Origin of the sequence: Kribbella voronezhensis, assembly GCF_004365175.1 — a bacterium.
GTDB classification, from domain to species: domain Bacteria; phylum Actinomycetota; class Actinomycetes; order Propionibacteriales; family Kribbellaceae; genus Kribbella; species Kribbella voronezhensis.
The window spans coordinates 629,034-646,536 of the sequence record NZ_SOCE01000002.1 but is presented as its reverse complement, the minus strand read 5'-3'; the positions used below and the strand labels follow the sequence as shown (position 1 = coordinate 646,536).

Here is a 17,503-nt window from a genome sequence, read left to right as displayed (position 1 = left end):
CCTCAGAGGCCGAGTTCCTCGAGGCGGAGCCGGAGCAGTTCCTTGAGGGGCAGGGATTCGCCGTCGCGAGCGCCGAGGCCGATGATCAAGGGCGGCTCGGACGGCAACACCCGGACGCCGAACACGCGAGCCTTCACGCCGGGCTGGACACCGAGGATGTAGAAGTTGCCCCCGGTGTCCAGCCCGAGCGACTTGTTCCGGCGCAGGTACCAGCCGGTGATGCCGGTCCGGTAGCTCGTACCCGAACCGACGACCGGGGCGCGAAGCGGCTGTGGCTCGACGCCCGCCGCCCGCAGTTTTTCGATGAAGCCGGCCAGTAGTTCGCGGGCCTGCTGGGTCTCAGCAGCCTTGCGGCGATCGAGGGCCTCGGCATGGGCCGCAGCCGCCTCTCGCCGTTGCTCGCGCCAACTCGCCTGATCGTCCACGCCAACACCCTATGCGCAGCCTCGTGGGAAGCCCGGCCGGTACCGGACTCCCCACGACGTCAGGGGTGGCTGGCGGTTACGGGTAGCTGACCACGTTCACCGGAACAGTGCCCGGTGGTGTGACGGCGCCGGTGTCGTTGATGACGTGGGTGATCACGCCTTGGTAGTTGAGCGACACCGTGCACAGACTGTGGAAGCGAACTCCCGCGTTGTTCGGTACCTCGAAGGCGTTGTACGCGCTGACCGACGGGTTGACGTTGAAGAAGTTGTAGCTCCCCATTCCCCAGGCCTCGTGCGAGGTGACGTTGTCCCCGACCTTGTACGCCGGGTAGCCGTTGCGGCCGCTCGGACGATTCCAGCTGGCCTGGTTCGGCACGTCGTACGGCATCTCGTTCTGGAAGAAGATCGTCTTGCCGCCTTGGCCGTTCCAGATCACCTGACTCTTCTGGTAGTGCTCGACGAACAGCCCGCTCGCCAGCACGTTGTTGCCGTTGACAAGCAATCCGGTGTCGGCGGTCGCCTGCGTCCAGCCCCAGGTGCCGGCATTGCCGTGATCGGCCCGCCAGGCCCAGATGTGGTCGACGATCGTGTTGTTGCTGTTGACCACGAGACTGGTGGTGGCGCGGCCGGCGATCGACCCGCCGATCCGGAAAAACACGTCCTGCAACGTGGTCGGGTTCGCCGCGTGACTCGCCGAGGAACCGGATGGCCCGACAGTCAGCAGCGCTGCCGAGTTCGTCGTACCGGCGTCGAACAGCAGGCCCTTCAGCCGTACTCCGTCGACGTCGGCGACCTGCATCGCGTTGACCCCGTTGTCCGGGATCAACGTCGGGTAGCCGATGCCGAGGACGACCGTGTTGGCCTTCGTCACGTTCAGCGTCTGGTTCAGGTGGTAGACGCCGGGCGTGAAGAAGAGGTTGCAGCCCGAGGCCAGGGCGGAGTTGATGGACGACGCGGTGTCGCCCGACTTCACCACGTAGAACTGGCTCATCGGGATCGACGTACCGGGAGTGGATCCGTTCGCCCAGCTCGCGCCCGACGCGTTGGTGCGCAGCGACGGCGTGAACACGCGGTACTTGCCGGCGCTGTCGAGGTACAGGTAGGGAACGTCGCGCGAGACCGGTGTGGTCGCGAGCGTGGTCTCGGGTGGGTTCGGGAAGGTGGTGGCGGGAGCGCCCGTAGTACCGGAGAAGACCATGTTCCAGACGCCACCGGACCAACTGCCGAGGTTGCTGTCGCGGGTGTACCACTGCTGCTGGGAGATCGAGGCGGTCTGGCCCGACACCTTCGTGTCGGCGATGTAGCCGCCGCTGGCGAAGCCGTAGCTGGCCGGGTAGAGCTGCAGGTTGCCGCGGATGTCCATCCGGCGGAACGGCGCCGCCTGCGCGACGGCCCAGCGATCCGAGCCGCCGATCGGGTTCACGGCCATGTTCTCCGCGGAGCGCCAGAAGTTCTGCAGAGCGACGCCTTGGTCGGACTCGTTGAAGGCGTCGACGGTGATGGCTCCGTTGATGACGACGTCACCCGGGTTCTGGCCGAGGCCGGCGACCGAGGTGTAGTAGCCGACGTCGTCGTGCACGCTGTAGCTGCCCGGCTTGAACAGGTGCGCGACCCGGCGGTTGGCCATCTGCGCGGTCAGCGTGTCCTTCTGGGCGTTGAAGTCCGCGTCGAGCTGGGCCTGGATGGTCGCGCTCGACATGCCCGGGTCGAAGATCCGGGTGTTCGGGCCGAAGTTCGGTACGTCGGACTGCGTCGGGCAACTCGTCGACGTGGTACCGATCGTGTACGTCGCGCTCGCAACCGCGGAGTCCGCGAGGCCGGACTTGATGCCGATCGCGTTGATCGTCCGGCTCGACGGGACGCTGACCGGACCGCTGTAGAGCGTCGAGGACGCCGTCGGAGTGGAGCCGTCGACGGTGTAGCGGATGGTCGCACCCGACGTGGTGGTCGAGATCGTCACCGTCTGGGCGGAGGAGTACTGGCCGCCACCCGGCGAGAAGGTCGGCGTTGCGACGGCCGTCGTACTGCTGCCGCCGTGGGTGTAGGAGAAGTGCGGGGTGTCGTACTGCGGGCCGTTCTTCTCGTACGTGAACCAGTAGTCGAGGACCGTTCCGGTGGACAGGCCGCTGACCGTCGTACGCCAGGTGCCGCCGCTGAGCGTCATACGGACGTTCTGCTGACCCTGGGCGGTCCCGGTGTAGTGGACATCGACGTACAAGGCCGCCGTGGTCGGGGTGAACGAGATCTGGGCCTGGGTCGCGTTCAGCGCGGTGGCCGACTGGGTGTAGTCGTCGGCAGCCGTCGCGACGCCACTCACCAGGAGGGTCGCGCAGACGGCCAGGACGACGGCGACGAGGCTCGCGCGCAGGCGCGGCCGGCGTCGGCTACTTGGTGCGGGGCTCGGAATCACAGGTGCCACCTCCAGGGGGCGGAAGAACGAAGGCAGGAGGTGAGAGCGCTCTCACGTACCGCGAAGGTAGACCGTCCGGGCCGTCTGCGGAAGGGCTCGACCCCGCCCGGTCCGGCTGGGTCGAGACCTTGGCCACTCCCCGCCGGGCCCGGCCGGTCCGCCGACTAAGGTGGGGTTGCCTCCCCGGGGTGGCCCGAGGAGCGACATCGACGGAGCAGAGGACAGACGCGAGTGACTGAGTCGACCATCATCTACACCCATACGGACGAGGCCCCGGCCCTGGCGACGTACTCGTTCCTGCCGGTGATCCAGGCGTACGCCGCGCAGGCCGGTGTAGGCGTGGAGACCCGTGACATCTCGCTGGCCGGGCGGATCATCGCCGCCCTCGGCGACTACCTGCCGGAGGACCAGCGGACCCCGGACGCGCTCGCCGAACTCGGCGCGCTGACCAAGACGCCGGGTGCGAACATCATCAAGCTGCCGAACGTGTCGGCCTCGGCCCCGCAGCTCAAGGCCGCGATCGCGGAACTGCAGAGCCACGGCTACGCACTGCCGGAGTACCCGGACGAGCCGAAGACCGACGAGGAGCGCGACATCCGCGCCCGCTACGACAGCACCAAGGGTTCCGCGGTGAACCCGGTCCTGCGCGAGGGCAACTCCGACCGCCGCGCCCCCGCCTCGGTGAAGAACTACGCCAAGACCCACCCGCACCGGATGGGCGCCTGGGTGCCGGAGTCGAAGACGAACGTCGCCACGATGGGCGCCGACGACTTCCGCTCCACCGAGAAGTCCGCCGTGATCGAGGCCGACGGCTCGCTGCGGATCGAGTTCGCCGGCTCCGACGGCCGGACGACGGTACTGCGTGAGTCGGTCCCGGTGCTGGCCGGTGAGGTCATCGACTCCTCGGTGATGCACGTCGCCGCACTCGACCGCTTCCTCAGCGAGCAGATCGCCCGGGCGAAGGCCGAGGGCGTGCTGTTCTCCGTGCACCTGAAGGCCACCATGATGAAGGTGTCCGACCCGATCGTGTTCGGGCACGTCGTCCGCGCGTTCTTCCCGAAGACCTTCGAGCAGTACGGCGAGACGCTGGCCGCGGCCGGGCTGTCCCCCAACGACGGGCTCGGCGGCATCTACACCGGGCTGGCCGCGCTGCCGGAGGGTGACGCGATCAAGGCCTCGTTCGACGCCGAACTGGCCGACGGTCCCGCGCTGGCGATGGTCGACTCCGACAAGGGCATCACCAACCTGCACGTCCCGTCCGACGTGATCGTCGACGCGTCGATGCCGGCAATGATCCGGACGTCCGGTCACATGTGGGGCCCGGACGGCAACGAGCACGACACCCTCGCCGTCCTGCCGGACAGCAGCTACGCCGGGATCTACCAGGTCGTCCTCGACGACTGCCGCGAGTACGGCGCGTTCGACCCGTCGACGATGGGCTCGGTCCCGAACGTCGGGCTGATGGCGCAGAAGGCCGAGGAGTACGGCAGCCACGACAAGACCTTCGAGCTCCCGGCCGCCGGTACCGTCCGGCTGGTCGATGCCGACGGCAACGTCGTACTGGAGCAGGCCGTCGAGGCCGGCGACATCTTCCGCGCCTGCCAGACCAAGGACGCCCCGATCCGCGACTGGGTCAAGCTGGCCGTCACGCGGGCCCGGGCGACCGGTGACCCGGCCGTGTTCTGGCTGGACGAGACCCGCGCACACGACGCCAACCTGATCGGCAAGGTCGTCAAGTACCTGACCGAGCACGACACCGAGGGCCTGATCATCAAGATCCTCGCGCCGGTGGACGCGATCAAGTACTCGCTGGAGCGGATCCGGCGCGGTGAGAACACCATCTCCGTCACCGGCAACGTGCTGCGCGACTACCTGACCGACCTGTTCCCGATCCTCGAACTGGGCACCAGCGCCAAGATGCTGTCGATCGTGCCGCTGATGGCCGGCGGCGGCCTGTTCGAGACCGGCGCCGGCGGTTCGGCGCCGAAGCACGTGCAGCAGTTGGTGAAGGAGAACTACCTGCGCTGGGACAGCCTGGGCGAGTTCTTCGCGCTGGCCGCGAGCTTCGAGCACCTCGCCCAGACCACCGGCAACGCCCGCGCGCAGGTCCTCGCCGACACCCTCGACCGCGCGACCGCGACGTTCCTCAACGAGGACAAGTCGCCGACCCGCCGCGTCGGTGGCATCGACAACCGCGGCAGCCACTTCTACCTGTCGCTGTACTGGGCCCAGGAGCTGGCCAAGCAGACCGACGACGCCGACCTGGCCAAGTCGTTCACCACCGTCGCCGAAACGCTGGCCGCGAACGAGCAGAAGATCGTCGAGGAACTCCTCGCGGTCCAAGGCTCCCCCGTCGACCTCGGCGGCTACTACCAGCCCGACCCCGCCAAGGCCGCCGCCATCATGCGCCCGTCCAAAACCTGGAACGACACGCTGGCCACCCTCAGCTAGCACTCGTCCTTCACGGCGCCCGGTGACCCATCACCGGGCGCCGTACTACGCCCGCTTCGCGCCTCCTATGTCGGCGCTCGACCCACCCACCCCAGCACGCCGCTCCTCCGTCGCGGCTAAACGCAGCTGTGCTGACCGCCAGCCTGAAACCTCCGCCGGCGCAGCGAGCGTCCGCACACCACCGCGCACTTCCAGCCGCGACGGAGGAGCGGCGTCCTGGGGGGTGGGTCGAGCTGCCGACGCAGGAGGCGGCGAAGCGGGTGCTCTATCCCTCTTCCACCCACCCATGGCGAGCGGCCTGGAGGCCCGCCTGGAAGCGGCTGGTGGCGCCTAGTTGGTCCTGGACCTGGGCGATCCTGCGGCGGAGGGTTCTGCCGCTGATGCCCAGCTGGCGGGCGATCGCCTCGTCCTTCATGCCGCTGGCGAGCAGGTTGATCAGCTCGGTGGCCGGGTCGGCGGCTTCGGACAGCCGGAGCGGGGTGGCCTGAGCCCACAACTGGTCGAACAGCACCTGCAAAGCATTGGTCAGCACCGAGTCCGTGACCACGACAGCCCGAGCCTGCCCGGACGGTCGATGATCAGGCGGATTGTCACCAGCCAGCGGCAGGATCGCGGTCGTCCCGTCGACGATCAGCAGCTTCAACGGCACCTGCGGCAGTACCCGTGCCTGCTCACCGCGCTCGGCCATCGACGACAGCCGCGCAACCCACCCAGGATGATCCAGTACTTCGGACGCATAGATCGCACGGAACCGGACACCACGATCCAGCAGCGCGAGCTCGGCACCCGACACCTGCGAGCTCCCGTCCGCGACGTACGGCGGAGTGTCCGTGCCGACCGCCTGTTCCGTTGCCCCGCGCAACATGTCCTCGATGCGCGCCTCGATCGCCTCCCGGCCGACCGCGATCTCGATCAGCCGGGTCGGTTCGGCGAGCAACTGCCCGGCGCTGTACTCGCGCGCGAGCTGGTCCGTCAGCGCGGCGACCCCGTCCAGAGCCGCCCGCCGTTCGCGGACCAGCATGCCGACCCCGGACCGCGGATCCACCGGCGCCGGCGCATCCTCCGACCCGCTCCGGATCAGCCCGGCAGCAGCCAGCCGGCCGACCGCCGCCTCGATCGTTGCCAGCGGCACCTCGAGCGCGTCGCTGTGCTGCCGCACCGGGATACCGGGATCGCGCAACAACTGCCGGTACAACCGAGCGTCGAGATCGGACAGTCCCACCGCTTCCCAATCAGCCACCGGGCCAGCCTAGTTGGCCACAATCGGCGTTTGGCCGGATCCGGCGCCGGAGTACCTCCGCCACGGTTTAGCGTGTCCCTGGCAACCGTCGGGGTCCGAGGAGTGAACAGTGCGTCTACATATTGGCCGATCAGCGATCGCCCTGGCCGGGGCCGTCACCGCCGCGGTTCTGCTCAGCTCGGGAGCAACCGCTCAGCCGAGCGCGGTACCGGAGTTCGCGCCGCAGTCCATCGTCTGGCCGACGCCGAGCGACGGCTATCTGCTCGGCGGCATCGGCTGCGGTACGACGACCTGCCCGGCCGAGGTCCGCGCGACCCACAACGGCGGCAAGACCTGGACCACCGTCGGCAGGCCGCACAACGGGCTCGCCAAGAGCGGCGAACCAGGGCTGACCAGCCTCCAGTTCGCGAACCAGAAGTTCGGCTGGGCCTACGACCCGTTCCTCGAAGCCACCTCGGACGGCGGCAGGACCTGGACCCAGGTCCCGCTCCCCGGCGGCGCGGCCAAGGTCCTGAATCTGCTGGCCGCACCCGACGGCACCTACGTCGTCACGTCGGACTGCGAGATCGGGTCCGGTGTCTGCGACGACAAACCACTCAGGCTCTGGCGAGCACCCGCCGGAAAGACCACCGGCTGGCAGCCGGTGAACGTCACCGTCGGCGCAGACGAGAACGCCGTCTTCGCCGCGCACGGCTCGACGGTCTACGTACTCGTAGCCCCTTTCGTCGCGCCCGGCAGGCTCAGCACTCTGCGCGACGGCAAGGTCCGGTCGACCAGTACGGTCACCTGCGCGGACGCCGAGGACGCGATCGTCACAGCTCTCGCGGCCAACGCCGACAACCGGCTCTTCGTACTCTGCAACGCGAATTTCGGCCGCGGCCACTCCGAGAAGACGGTCATGGTCTCCGGCGACGGCGGCCGGACCTTCCGGTACGACGGCGTGCCGGGCACTCTCGGTCTCGGCAGTGAGCTCGCCGTCGGGGCGGACGGCGCGGTCATGGTCTCCACCGTCACCGCGAGCCTCGTCTACAACCGGCCGGCGCTGAGCAAGTCGTGGCGGGTCGACGACAAGAGCTGGCTGGAGAACAGCGAGCACCTCCACGACCTCGTGTTCCAGTCGCCGACCACCGCCTGGCTGGTCGAGCGCGACGCCGCGTACGGCGCCGGCACCCAACTGTGGGTGACCCACGATGCCGGTACCACCTGGCACCGGACCCAAGCGTGACTTCCCCAACCCTCGGAGTACACCTGTGAACTCACTGCGCCGGCTGGCGGTTCCGCTGGCCCTGCTCCTCGTCGGCGGAACCAGCATGGTGGCGTCGGCGGAGGTCCGCGAGACCCCGAAAGTCGTCGCCAGCTGCGGCCAGAAGGTCGAGCCGGGCTTCTTCACCTGCTTCGCACAACGACGGGCGGACCTCGGCTTCCGGTCGCGCGCGGCCGGAACTCCCCAGGGCTACGGCCCCAGCGACCTCGCCGCGGCGTACAAGTTGCCCTCCGCAACTGCCGGGCGCGGGCAACGGGTCTACATCGTGGATGCCTACGACAGCCCGACCGCCGAGTCCGACCTCGCCGTCTACCGCAAGCAGTTCGGGCTGGCACCGTGTACCACCGACAACGGGTGCTTCCAGAAGCTCAATCAGAACGGCAAGCCGAGCCCGTTGCCCGCTCCGTCACAATCGTGGGCCGGTGAGATCTCGCTCGACCTCGACATGGTCTCGGCCACCTGCCCGAACTGCGGCATCACGTTGATCGAGGCCGACTCCCCCAGCGACGACCTGCTCGCCGCGGTCAGGACCGCCGGGAAACTGGGCGCGAAGTTCGTTTCGCTCAGCTGGGGCGGACCGGAGTCCGGCAACCTGGTCGATCTCGACCAGCAGTACTTCAACCCGCGCGGCATCGTCTACGCGGCTTCGACCGGTGACTACGACTACGACGCCGGCGTCTCGTATCCCGCGAGTTCGACCGCGACCACAGCCATCGGCGGCACGTCGCTGACGAAGGACGACTCTGCTCGCGGCTGGACCGAAACCGTCTGGAACAACGAACCGGGACACGGCACCGGATCGGGCTGCTCGGCGGAGATCGTCAAGCCGAGCTGGCAATCGGTCATCCCGGCGGCCGTCTGCCCCAAGCGCGCCATCGCGGACATCTCCGCGGTCGCAGACCCCGCCACCGGCGTCGCCGTCTACCAGGCCACGGGCGGCAACGGCTGGGCCGTGTACGGCGGGACGAGCGCGGCCGCACCGATCGTCGCCGCGACGTACGCGCTCGCCGGCGATCCCTCCCCCAGCTCGCACCCCGCGAGCTACCCCTACGACCGCACCGGCAATCTCAATGATGTTGTCCAAGGCAACAATGGGGAATGCGCGCCGGCCCGGCTCTGTACGGCGCGGGCCGGCTGGGACGGCCCGACGGGTCTCGGTACGCCGAACGGCGTCGGCGCGCTCACCTCACCGACCGGCGCGAACCGGATCACGCTCACCGCACCGGTCCAGAAGTTCAGCGCCGTCGGCGACGTCGTTCTGCAGCAGGTCCGCGCAACCGACTCGGGCCATCGACGCGTCCGCTTCACCGCGACCGACCTCCCCGCGGGCCTGCGGATCGACGCCTCCACCGGCATCATCTTCGGCCGGCCGACCCAGCCGCACACTCACTCGACGACGGTCACCGCGACCGACTCGACCGGTGCCCGGGGCAACACCGTGATCAGCTGGGTCGTCAGCACCCGCAGCGGCTCCAGGGGCGTCGTCAACGGCGACTTCGAATCCGGGACCGGTGGCTGGACGCAGAGCACCGACGTGATTCGTGAAGACGGCCAGTACAGCAACCACGGCCTCGGCTACGCCTGGCTCGGCGGTCGCGACACGGCGAGCACGGATTCCCTGACCCAGCAGGTCAAGGTCCCGTTCATCGGACACCCGAGCCTGCGGTTCGCCGTACGGATCAACGGCCAGAACGCCACCGACGTCCTGCAGGTGACCGTCGACGGCAAGACGATCCGCACCTTCACCGGCGCTCGGACAAGTCCGCGGTACGTCGCTCAGTCGCTGGACCTCACGCCGTACCGCGGACGCAGCATCACCGTTGCCTGGACCAGCTCAACCGAGACGCCGACCACGTTCCTCCTGGACGACATCTCGATCTCCTAGCCTCACCCGGAGCAGCCCGCGGGTGACATCTTTCCTCCGAGAGAAGATGTCACCTGCGGGCTGTCATTCCGCCCAGTTGAACAGCCAGCCGTCGCCGCAACCGCCACCGCCGCCGCAGGTCTGGCCCTGGCGGTACCAGACGTCGCTGACCGCGTAGCCGTAGTGCCGGAACACGTTGTGCTGCTGGACGCAGTAGTCGTAGTTCTGTCCGCAGAAGAACTCGTGCACCGACTGAACCCTCGCGGGCGCCGCAGCCGTGCTCGACTCGACTGGAGCCGCCTGCGCCACGGACGCGGCGCCGACGACTGCCGTCGCCGCTACCGAGACGATCGCGACCATTCGTGCCATCGGTCCCATGATCATTCACCTTTCGCATCAGCCAATCGTTGCCTTGTGCAACGGATACCGACGCTAGTACCGGCTTCGGGGCCGAGGCAAACGCTTCAGGCAGAGCTGCGATGACGGTTACCGATCGAGGGCCTTGGGCAACGGTTCCGTGTGGACGATCTGGAGTCCACTGACCGCGCGGGTGAGGACGACGTAGAGGCGCTGGAGGCCGCGGGGCTCGGCGGCGACGATGCGGGCCGGTTCGGCGACCACCACCGCGTCGAATTCGAGGCCTTTGGCGAGGGTGGCGGGGACGCAGACCAGGCGGGAGGAGTCCATCGCGTCCTCGCTCGCGCCGAGCAGGGCCGGTTGGAGGCCGGCGGCGGTGAGGGCGTCCCGGAGGTCGGCGACCTGAGCGTCGGCCGCGATGAGGGCGACCGAACCTTCGCCGGCGAGGGCGGTCTTGCAGGCGGTCACGACTGCCGAGGACAGGTCGTCGGTCGAGCTGATCGAGAGAGCGTCGGCGACCGTGCGGACGCCGGTCGGTACGCCGAGCGTGGGGGCGATCTCGGGCAGCAGCCGGGCCGCAAAACTGATGATCTGTTCAGGTACGCGGAAACCACGATCGAGCTCGGCGACGATCCCGTCCGTCTTGCCGAGATGGCCGAGCACCTGGTCCCACGAGCCCGCGGCCCACGGAGTCGTCGCCTGGGCGACATCACCGAGCACCGTAGCCGAACCGGTGCGGCATCGGCGACCGAGTGCACGCAGTTGCATCGCGGACAGGTCCTGCGCCTCGTCCAGGACGAGGTGCCCGAGCGAGCCGGTACGGCGCTCGATCAGATCCTCCAGTTCGTCGAGCAACACGGTGTCGGCGACGGACCACTTGGCCGACTTCCACGAGCGAGCCGGCTTCGCCCACAACAGCGCAGTACGTTCCTCTTCGGTCAGCTCCTGGGCCGACTCAGCAAGGAACGCGGCATCGGAGAGCAACCGGTGCAACACCTGCTCAGGCGTGACCTGCGGCCACACCGCGGCGAGCAGATCCTTCACCGGCTTCGAACGCGCCACTGCGTTCTGCACGCGATCGTCCGGCGAATCACCGCTCCGCTCCATCTGCACCAGTACGGCGTGCGCGACCCGCTGCGCCAGGGCGTTCCGTCCCGGCGCGTACCGCGTCGAGCCGCGCAAGGCCGAAACGATCTCCGCGAGCTCGTAGTCGTGGACCCGGAAGCGCCTGGATCCCTTGCTGTAAAGGATCCCCTCGACCGGCGTACCGACGTACGACCACAGCGCCCGCTCCAGGACCGCGGCCATCCGGGCGTCGCCCTTGACCCGCGCGGTCTCCGGTTCGTCGAACGCCGCGGTGGGGTGAGTGATCAGCTCCTCGATGGTGATCTGCCGGACGTTGACCTCACCGAGCGCGGGAAGCACCTTGCGGATGTAGGACAGGAACGAACTGTTCGGGCCGACGATGACGACGCCGCCACGGCTCAGCCGCTCCCGCTCGGTGTAGAGCAGGTAGGCGACGCGGTGCAGGCCGACGGCCGTCTTCCCGGTGCCAGGCGCGCCCTGAACGCAGACCGAGGGATGCAGGGCCGCCCGCACCAGGTCGTCCTGCTCCGGCTGGATCGTCGCCACGATGTCGCGCATCGGCCCGGTGCGGGGACGTTCGATCTCGGCCCGCAGGAACGCGTCGGCCTGATCGGACACGACGGCTCCGACCAGCGGCTCGTCCTCGAACCCGGTCAGCTCGGCCGCATCGGAGAAGCCGTAGCGACGCCGCAGTACGACGTGTTGCCGGTCGCCGGCGGTCGCCCGGTAGAAGGGGACCGAGACGCGCGCCCGCCAGTCGATGACCAGGGGGACGCCGTTGCCGTCGTGGACGTGGCGGCGGCCGATGTGGATCCGGTCGATCCCCTCGATAGTGCCGGGCTCGTAGTCGAGCAGGCCGAAGAACAGCGGCACGTCGGGCAGGTCGACCAGGGCCAGCACACGTTGCTGGTGGGCGCGCGCGTTCGCCTCGTTGGTGAAGCGCTCGTCGTTGTCCTCGCCACCGATGACGGGGATCTCGCGCACCAGCACGTCGGAGTGCATGCGCACCAGGGCGGCGCGCGCCTGGGCCAGGAAGGCCCGCTCGGCCTCGAGTTCGGGAAGGTGAACAGGGACGGATTCGACCATGGAGGGGCCTCGACTCGCGTTGGCACGGATACGAACGACGGACTGATGGCGATCAACAGGGTCCCGCCCCGGACACCATCCGGTTCGATTCGATCCTTCACGCAGATACCGAAAAGGCAGGCCGGGGACGCTACCAGCCGCCTCGCCGGCCCGCCATCGAATATATCCGGTGACTGTCTGTCGTCCGGCGTTCGCCGAAAGTTCAACTGGACGTTTGAAGCAGGCGTGAGTGGAAAGCGTAACTATGTTCCGTAGAAGTCGGGAAAGAAGGAACTCATGGACATGCCCGTCCGGGCTCGTGGGATCACCAAGTCTTTCGGTGAGGTGGTGGCGCTCGACGGCATCGATCTCGACGTCGCGGCCGGACAGGTCCACGGCCTGGTCGGTCCGAACGGCGCCGGCAAGACGACATTGCTGGGCCTCCTGCTCGGCCTGGCCGTCGCCGACAGCGGCCGCCTCGAAATCCTCGGTACGCCGGTAGGCCGCGCCCTCGCCGCTCCCGACGGGGTGGCCGGATTCGTCGACGGACCCGGCCTCTACCCCTCCCTCACCGCCAGGCAGAACCTCGCCGCGCTGGCCGCCCTGCGCGGACGGGAGCACACCGCCGGGATCGACGAGATCCTCGACCAGGTCGGCCTCACCGACCTCGCCGACGACCGGGTCCGCGGCTTCTCGCTCGGCATGCGGCAGCGCCTCGGCCTCGCCGCGGCCCTCCTCACCAAGCCCGACCTGCTCGTGCTCGACGAGCCGTCGAACGGACTCGATCCGGCCGGGAAGAAGCACGTGCACGGCGTCCTCACGAAGCTCGCCGCCGAAGGCACCGCCGTCGTCCTGTCCAGTCACCGGATGGACGACGTCGAGGCGCTGTGTTCGGACGTCACCATCCTCTCCACCGGCCGGGTCGCCTTCTCCGGCCCGCTGACCAAGCTGGCCACCGAGACCCACGAACTCGACTACCGCCTGGTCTCCTCCGACGCAGCGACGGCCCGGCGACTGGCCGGCGAAACCGCTGGGATCCGGATCGTCGACGACAGCGGCGTACGGCGGGATGCCGAGCTGCTCGTGGTGTCCGCACCGGTCCCGGCCCTGGACGAACTCGTGAAGAGGCTCGTGCTCGCGGGCGTCGCGGTCCGCGAACTCGCGCCGGTGATCTCGCCCCTCGAGGCCGCCTTCCTTGCCCTGACCGAGCAGCCGGAGACCAACTGATGACCGCAACCGTCGCCACCCCTGCGGCCGTCCGTCCCGTCCCGGTGGTGCGCGGCTACCGCTTCGAACTGACCAAGCTCCTCTCGCAGTGGCGGGTGCGCCTGCTCATCGCCGCCTGCTGGCTCGCGCCGGCCCTCTTCGTCGCCGTGATCAGCCGGCAGTCCTCACTGCCGGTCGACACCCTCTTCGGGCGCTGGATGCACGCCACCGGTTGGGCGGGACCGCTGGTGATCCTCGGCTTCGCGGGCTCTTGGGCACTTCCACTGCTGACCTCGCTGGTTGCAGGAGACGTCTTCGCGGTCGAGGACCGGCTCGGCACCTGGCGGCACCTGCTGGTGGCGGTCCGGTCGCCGCGGCGCATCTTCGTGTCCAAGGCGCTCGCCAGCCTGACCGTCATCCTGGTGCTGGTGATCGGCCTCGTCGCCTCGAGCGCGATCAGCGGAGTCGTCGTGATCGGCAGCCGGCCACTGATCGGGCTCGACGGTCACCTGCTGTCCGCGGGCGACGCGGCCGGCAAGGTCGTGCTCGCCTGGCTCTGCGCGCTCGCCCCCACCTTGGCGCTCGCCGCGATCGGTCTGCTCGGCTCGGTCGCCTTCGGCCGGTCCCCGATGGGATTGTTGCTACCGGCAATGGTTGCGCTGGCGATGCAACTGGTCCAGCTGCTGCCGGTCCCGGTCGCCGTACGCCTCGCGCTGCCCGGTTACGCCTTCATCAGCTGGAACGGCCTGTTCACCAGCCCCGGCCAACTCGAACCCCTGCTGATCGGTGTCGCGGTCAGTCTCGTGTGGGCTGTTGTAGCGACCGCGCTGGCCCTGTTCCTCTTCCTGCGCAGGGATTTCACCAACCCGGCGCACGACGGCTCGGGCCGCGCCGCGATCACGGCGGGCCTGCTGCCGCTGGTCGCCCTGTTCGGAATCACCGTCGCCGTGGTCGCCGGGACAACCGGGGCCACCGGATCCGGCATCGAGCAGGACAAGGTGCAGCAGTCGGTCGCCACGTCCTTCGCCCATCTCTATCGTCTGCAGACCCGGCAGCTGAACCGGCCGGCCGTCACCGAGGACCAACTGCAGACCTCGGCCGCCTGCACGAAGGGCGGCGACCAGGTCGCCGCGGTCGGCCCGGGCAACGACTGGCGCTGCGTCGTGAGCTGGCACCTCCCCGGTGTCGAAGCGGCCGGCTCGGCCATCTACCAACTCGACATCAACCCACTCGGTCGGTACGTCGCCGACGGGGACGGACCGAAGGAAGTCAACGGCTTCTTCCTGGTCCGGACGCCGTCGGGCGACGAACCGAACCCGCTTTGGCAGTTCGACGGCTCCATCGAACTGCTTCCGTCCACCCCGAAGGGATAGCCCCTATGCAGGTAACACGCCGTCGCAGGCGTGACGAGAAGGGCTTCACCAGCCGTTTTCGCCGCCGGATTCCGCTAGTCACGGCCGGGACGACCGCCGTCGCCGTGGCACTGGCCGGCACCGCCGTCGCCTCGACCCATCAGTTCGGCACCGAGCAGGTCGGCCAGGTCACCGACAAGGGCCAGGTCATCTCCAGCGACCAGTACCTCGACCCGCTCGGCGACCGCCTCGTGCTCCAGCGGGGCAAGATCATGTCGTCCACCGTCAGCCCGGACGGCAGCCACCTCGCCGCCTCGGTCGCCGACGGCGGGATGGCGCTCGCGATCGTCGACCTGAAGAACTGGAAGGTCCAGCAGTACGTCGGCAACAACGCTGCCGCCGACCTGAAGATCCCTGGCAACGACGTCGGCCAGGAAGGCCCGACGTACTCCCCCGACGGCTCGCAGGTCTGGCTGGGCCAGGCCGACGGCTACCGCCGGTTCACGGTGAACCCGGACGGCTCGCTGGCCGACCCGACGTTCGTGGCGATCCCCGCCGACGGCACCAAGCGAGCACTCGTCGGCGAGGCCGTGTTCTCACCGGACAGCAGCACCGTGTACTCCGCGGTGAACGGCCAGAACAAGGTGGTCGCGATCGACACCGCGACCGGGACCGTCAAGCAGAGCTGGGCCGTCGGCAACGCGCCACGCGACCTGGTCATGGTCGGCGACAAGCTCTACGTCAGCAACGAGGGCGGCCGTCCGGCCAGGCCGGGCGAGCCGACCATCGAGTCGTACGGAACCCAGGTACCGGCCTCGCAGTTCACCGCGGCCACCACCACCGGCACGGTCAGCGTGATCGACCTGTCGAAGCCGGCCGCCGCGCCCACCAGCATCGGCGTCGGCCTGCACCCGACCGCGATGTACGCCAAGAACGGCGTCGTCTTCGTCACCAACACCGCGACCAACAACGTCTCGGTCATCGACACCCGGCGCGGCAGGGTCGTCCAGACCATCGCCACCCAGCCGTGGCCGGAAGCCTCGGTCGGCTACGAGCCCGACGGCGTGACGCTCACCGACGACGGCCACCTGCTGGTGTCCCTCGGTCGGGCCAACGCGATAGCCGTCTACAAGTACAGGAATCCGCTGGAGCCGGTCAGCTACATCGGCCTGCTGCCGACGGACTACTTCCCGGCCGAGGTCGCGACCGTCGGCAAGGACATCGTGGTGTCCAACACCCGCGGTATCGACGCCCGCCGTACGACGACCGCGGCAGGCCACAGCACTCACGACACGACGTCGAGCCTGACCCGGTTCACGCTGCCGGACGACCACGCCATCCGGGCCGGCACCGCCGAGGTCTTCCAGCAGAACGGCTGGACGAAGGACTCGGCGCACGTGGACGACAAGGCCGGCAAGCAGCCCGTCCCGGTGCCGGTGAAGCTCGGTGACCCGTCGACGATCAAGCACGTCTTCCTGATCGTCAAGGAGAACCGGACCTACGACCAGGTGTACGGCGACATCCCCGAGGGCAACGGTGACCCCGCGCTCGCGCAGTACGGGGAGAACGTCACGCCCAACCAGCACGCGATGGCCAAGCAGTTCGGCCTGTACGACAACACCTACGACATCGGCACGAACTCCGCCGAGGGGCACAACTGGCTCATGCAGGCCGACAACCCGGAGTACAGCGAGTCGTCGGCCGGTGAGTACGTGCGCAGCTACGACACCGAGAACGACGCGCTCGGCCACCAGAAGAGCGGCTTCCTCTGGACCGGCGCCCAAGCGGCCGGCAAGTCCGTCAAGGACTACGGCGAGTTCCAGTCGATCGAGGTCAAGCCGGCCGGCGCGACCTGGCAGAACCTGTACTGCGACACGCTGAACATGGCCAAGACCGGGCAGGACACCGCTTATCCGATCCAGACCGGCTCGGCGATCCCGTCTCTCAACGCCGTCTCGGTGCCCGGCTTCCCGCTGTTCGACACCAGCGTCCCGGACATCTACAAGACCGAGATCTTCAAGCGGGACTTCGAGCGCACCGGACCGGCGAGCCTGAACATGTTCTGGCTGTCCAACGACCACACCGGCGGCCCGCCGAGCGGACCCGCCCAGGTCGCGGACAACGACCTGGCCACCGCCCGGATCGTCGACCAGATCTCGCACAGCAAGTACTGGAAGGACTCGGCGATCTTCATCCTCGAGGACGACTCCCAGGCGGGTCTGGACCACGTCGACGGCCACCGGGCGCCGATCCAGATCATCAGCCCCTGGGCCCAGCACGGCGTCGTCGACAGCCGCTACTACACCCAGATCACGGTGATCCGGACGATCGAGCAGATCCTCGGGATCAAGCCGATGAACCAGAAGGACACCGCGGCGACGCCGATGGCGACGGCCTTCACGACCAAGCCGGACTTCACGCCGTTCACCGCGGTGCCGAACCGGACCTCGCTGACGGCGGGCCTGAGCACACCGCCGCCTTGTGGCCCGGACGTTCCGGCGGCCCAGAACCCGAACGCGGCACCGGCGCCGAAGGCCGTCGTACCGGCGGACCAGCAGGCGGTCGCGGCCCAGTGGGAAACGTGGAAGTCCCAGCAGCGGACGACCGGACCGAACGCGCGGGCCGACTTCGCCAACCCCGCGCAGATGAACCACTTCGACTGGTACCAGGCGCACGACTGGTCGACGCCGTACCCGGGTGAGAACAAGATCGTCGCCCCGGCCGACGTACCGGGGTCGTACCTCCCGGCACCGGAGTCCGACGGCTGATCGTCTCGTCAGAAC

11 protein-coding genes are annotated in these 17,503 nt (G+C 68.8%); 6 read left to right on the top strand and 5 right to left on the bottom strand.

What is annotated here, in order from left to right; genetic code table 11:
* Window positions 1-2 precede the first annotated feature (2 nt).
* Window positions 3-425 (bottom strand): hypothetical protein, encoded by a 423-nt coding sequence (locus tag EV138_RS30310; protein ID WP_133983107.1) that lies wholly within the window; start codon window positions 423-425, stop codon window positions 3-5.
* A 76-nt stretch (window positions 426-501) separates the two neighbouring features.
* Entirely contained in the window at window positions 502-2,835 is a 2,334-nt protein-coding gene (locus tag EV138_RS30305; RefSeq protein ID WP_238158509.1) for a chitobiase/beta-hexosaminidase C-terminal domain-containing protein, read from the bottom strand.
* Between the two features lie 231 nt (window positions 2,836-3,066).
* On the opposite strand from EV138_RS30305, the gene EV138_RS30300 reads away from it, so the two are divergent.
* Window positions 3,067-5,286 (top strand): NADP-dependent isocitrate dehydrogenase, encoded by a 2,220-nt coding sequence (locus EV138_RS30300; protein ID WP_133983105.1) that lies wholly within the window; start codon window positions 3,067-3,069, stop codon window positions 5,284-5,286.
* A 265-nt stretch (window positions 5,287-5,551) separates the two neighbouring features.
* Here EV138_RS30300 and EV138_RS30295 read toward each other — a convergent pair whose 3' ends face one another.
* Window positions 5,552-6,526, bottom strand: a complete 975-nt coding sequence (locus EV138_RS30295) for a helix-turn-helix domain-containing protein (RefSeq protein ID WP_133983103.1) — start codon at window positions 6,524-6,526, stop codon at window positions 5,552-5,554.
* Window positions 6,527-6,635: 109 nt separating this feature from the next.
* Here EV138_RS30295 and EV138_RS30290 point away from each other — a divergent pair, with 109 nt between their 5' ends.
* Both EV138_RS30290 and EV138_RS30285 read left to right on the top strand, forming a co-directional pair.
* The gene (locus tag EV138_RS30290; protein ID WP_133983101.1) at window positions 6,636-7,751 is read left to right on the top strand and encodes a WD40/YVTN/BNR-like repeat-containing protein; all 1,116 of its coding nucleotides are present in this window, start codon (window positions 6,636-6,638) and stop codon (window positions 7,749-7,751) included.
* A 25-nt stretch (window positions 7,752-7,776) separates the two neighbouring features.
* Window positions 7,777-9,675 carry a putative Ig domain-containing protein gene (locus EV138_RS30285; protein WP_166678801.1) on the top strand — a complete coding sequence of 633 codons (1,899 nt, stop codon included), beginning with the start codon at window positions 7,777-7,779 and terminating at the stop codon, window positions 9,673-9,675.
* 63 nt (window positions 9,676-9,738) lie between these two features.
* Here the strand turns inward: EV138_RS30285 and EV138_RS30280 are convergent, their stop codons facing one another.
* Window positions 9,739-10,032, bottom strand: a complete 294-nt coding sequence (locus EV138_RS30280) for a hypothetical protein (protein WP_133983097.1) — start codon at window positions 10,030-10,032, stop codon at window positions 9,739-9,741.
* A 108-nt stretch (window positions 10,033-10,140) separates the two neighbouring features.
* Window positions 10,141-12,183 carry a HelD family protein gene (locus tag EV138_RS30275; RefSeq protein ID WP_133983095.1) on the bottom strand — a complete coding sequence of 681 codons (2,043 nt, stop codon included), beginning with the start codon at window positions 12,181-12,183 and terminating at the stop codon, window positions 10,141-10,143.
* Between the two features lie 276 nt (window positions 12,184-12,459).
* On the opposite strand from EV138_RS30275, the gene EV138_RS30270 reads away from it, so the two are divergent.
* The 3 genes from EV138_RS30270 to EV138_RS30260 are packed head-to-tail and all read left to right on the top strand — an operon-like array spanning window position 12,460 to window position 17,488.
* A complete protein-coding gene (locus EV138_RS30270) occupies window positions 12,460-13,389 on the top strand; it encodes an ABC transporter ATP-binding protein (RefSeq protein ID WP_133983093.1) in 930 nt (309 codons plus the stop codon).
* A complete protein-coding gene (locus EV138_RS30265; protein ID WP_133983091.1) occupies window positions 13,389-14,741 on the top strand; it encodes an ABC-2 transporter permease family protein in 1,353 nt (450 codons plus the stop codon). Before EV138_RS30270 ends, EV138_RS30265 begins: the two co-directional genes overlap by 1 nt.
* 5 nt (window positions 14,742-14,746) lie before the next feature.
* Window positions 14,747-17,488, top strand: coding sequence for a bifunctional YncE family protein/alkaline phosphatase family protein (locus EV138_RS30260; protein ID WP_133983089.1), 2,742 nt, complete (start codon window positions 14,747-14,749; stop codon window positions 17,486-17,488).
* Window positions 17,489-17,503: the final 15 nt, after the last annotated feature.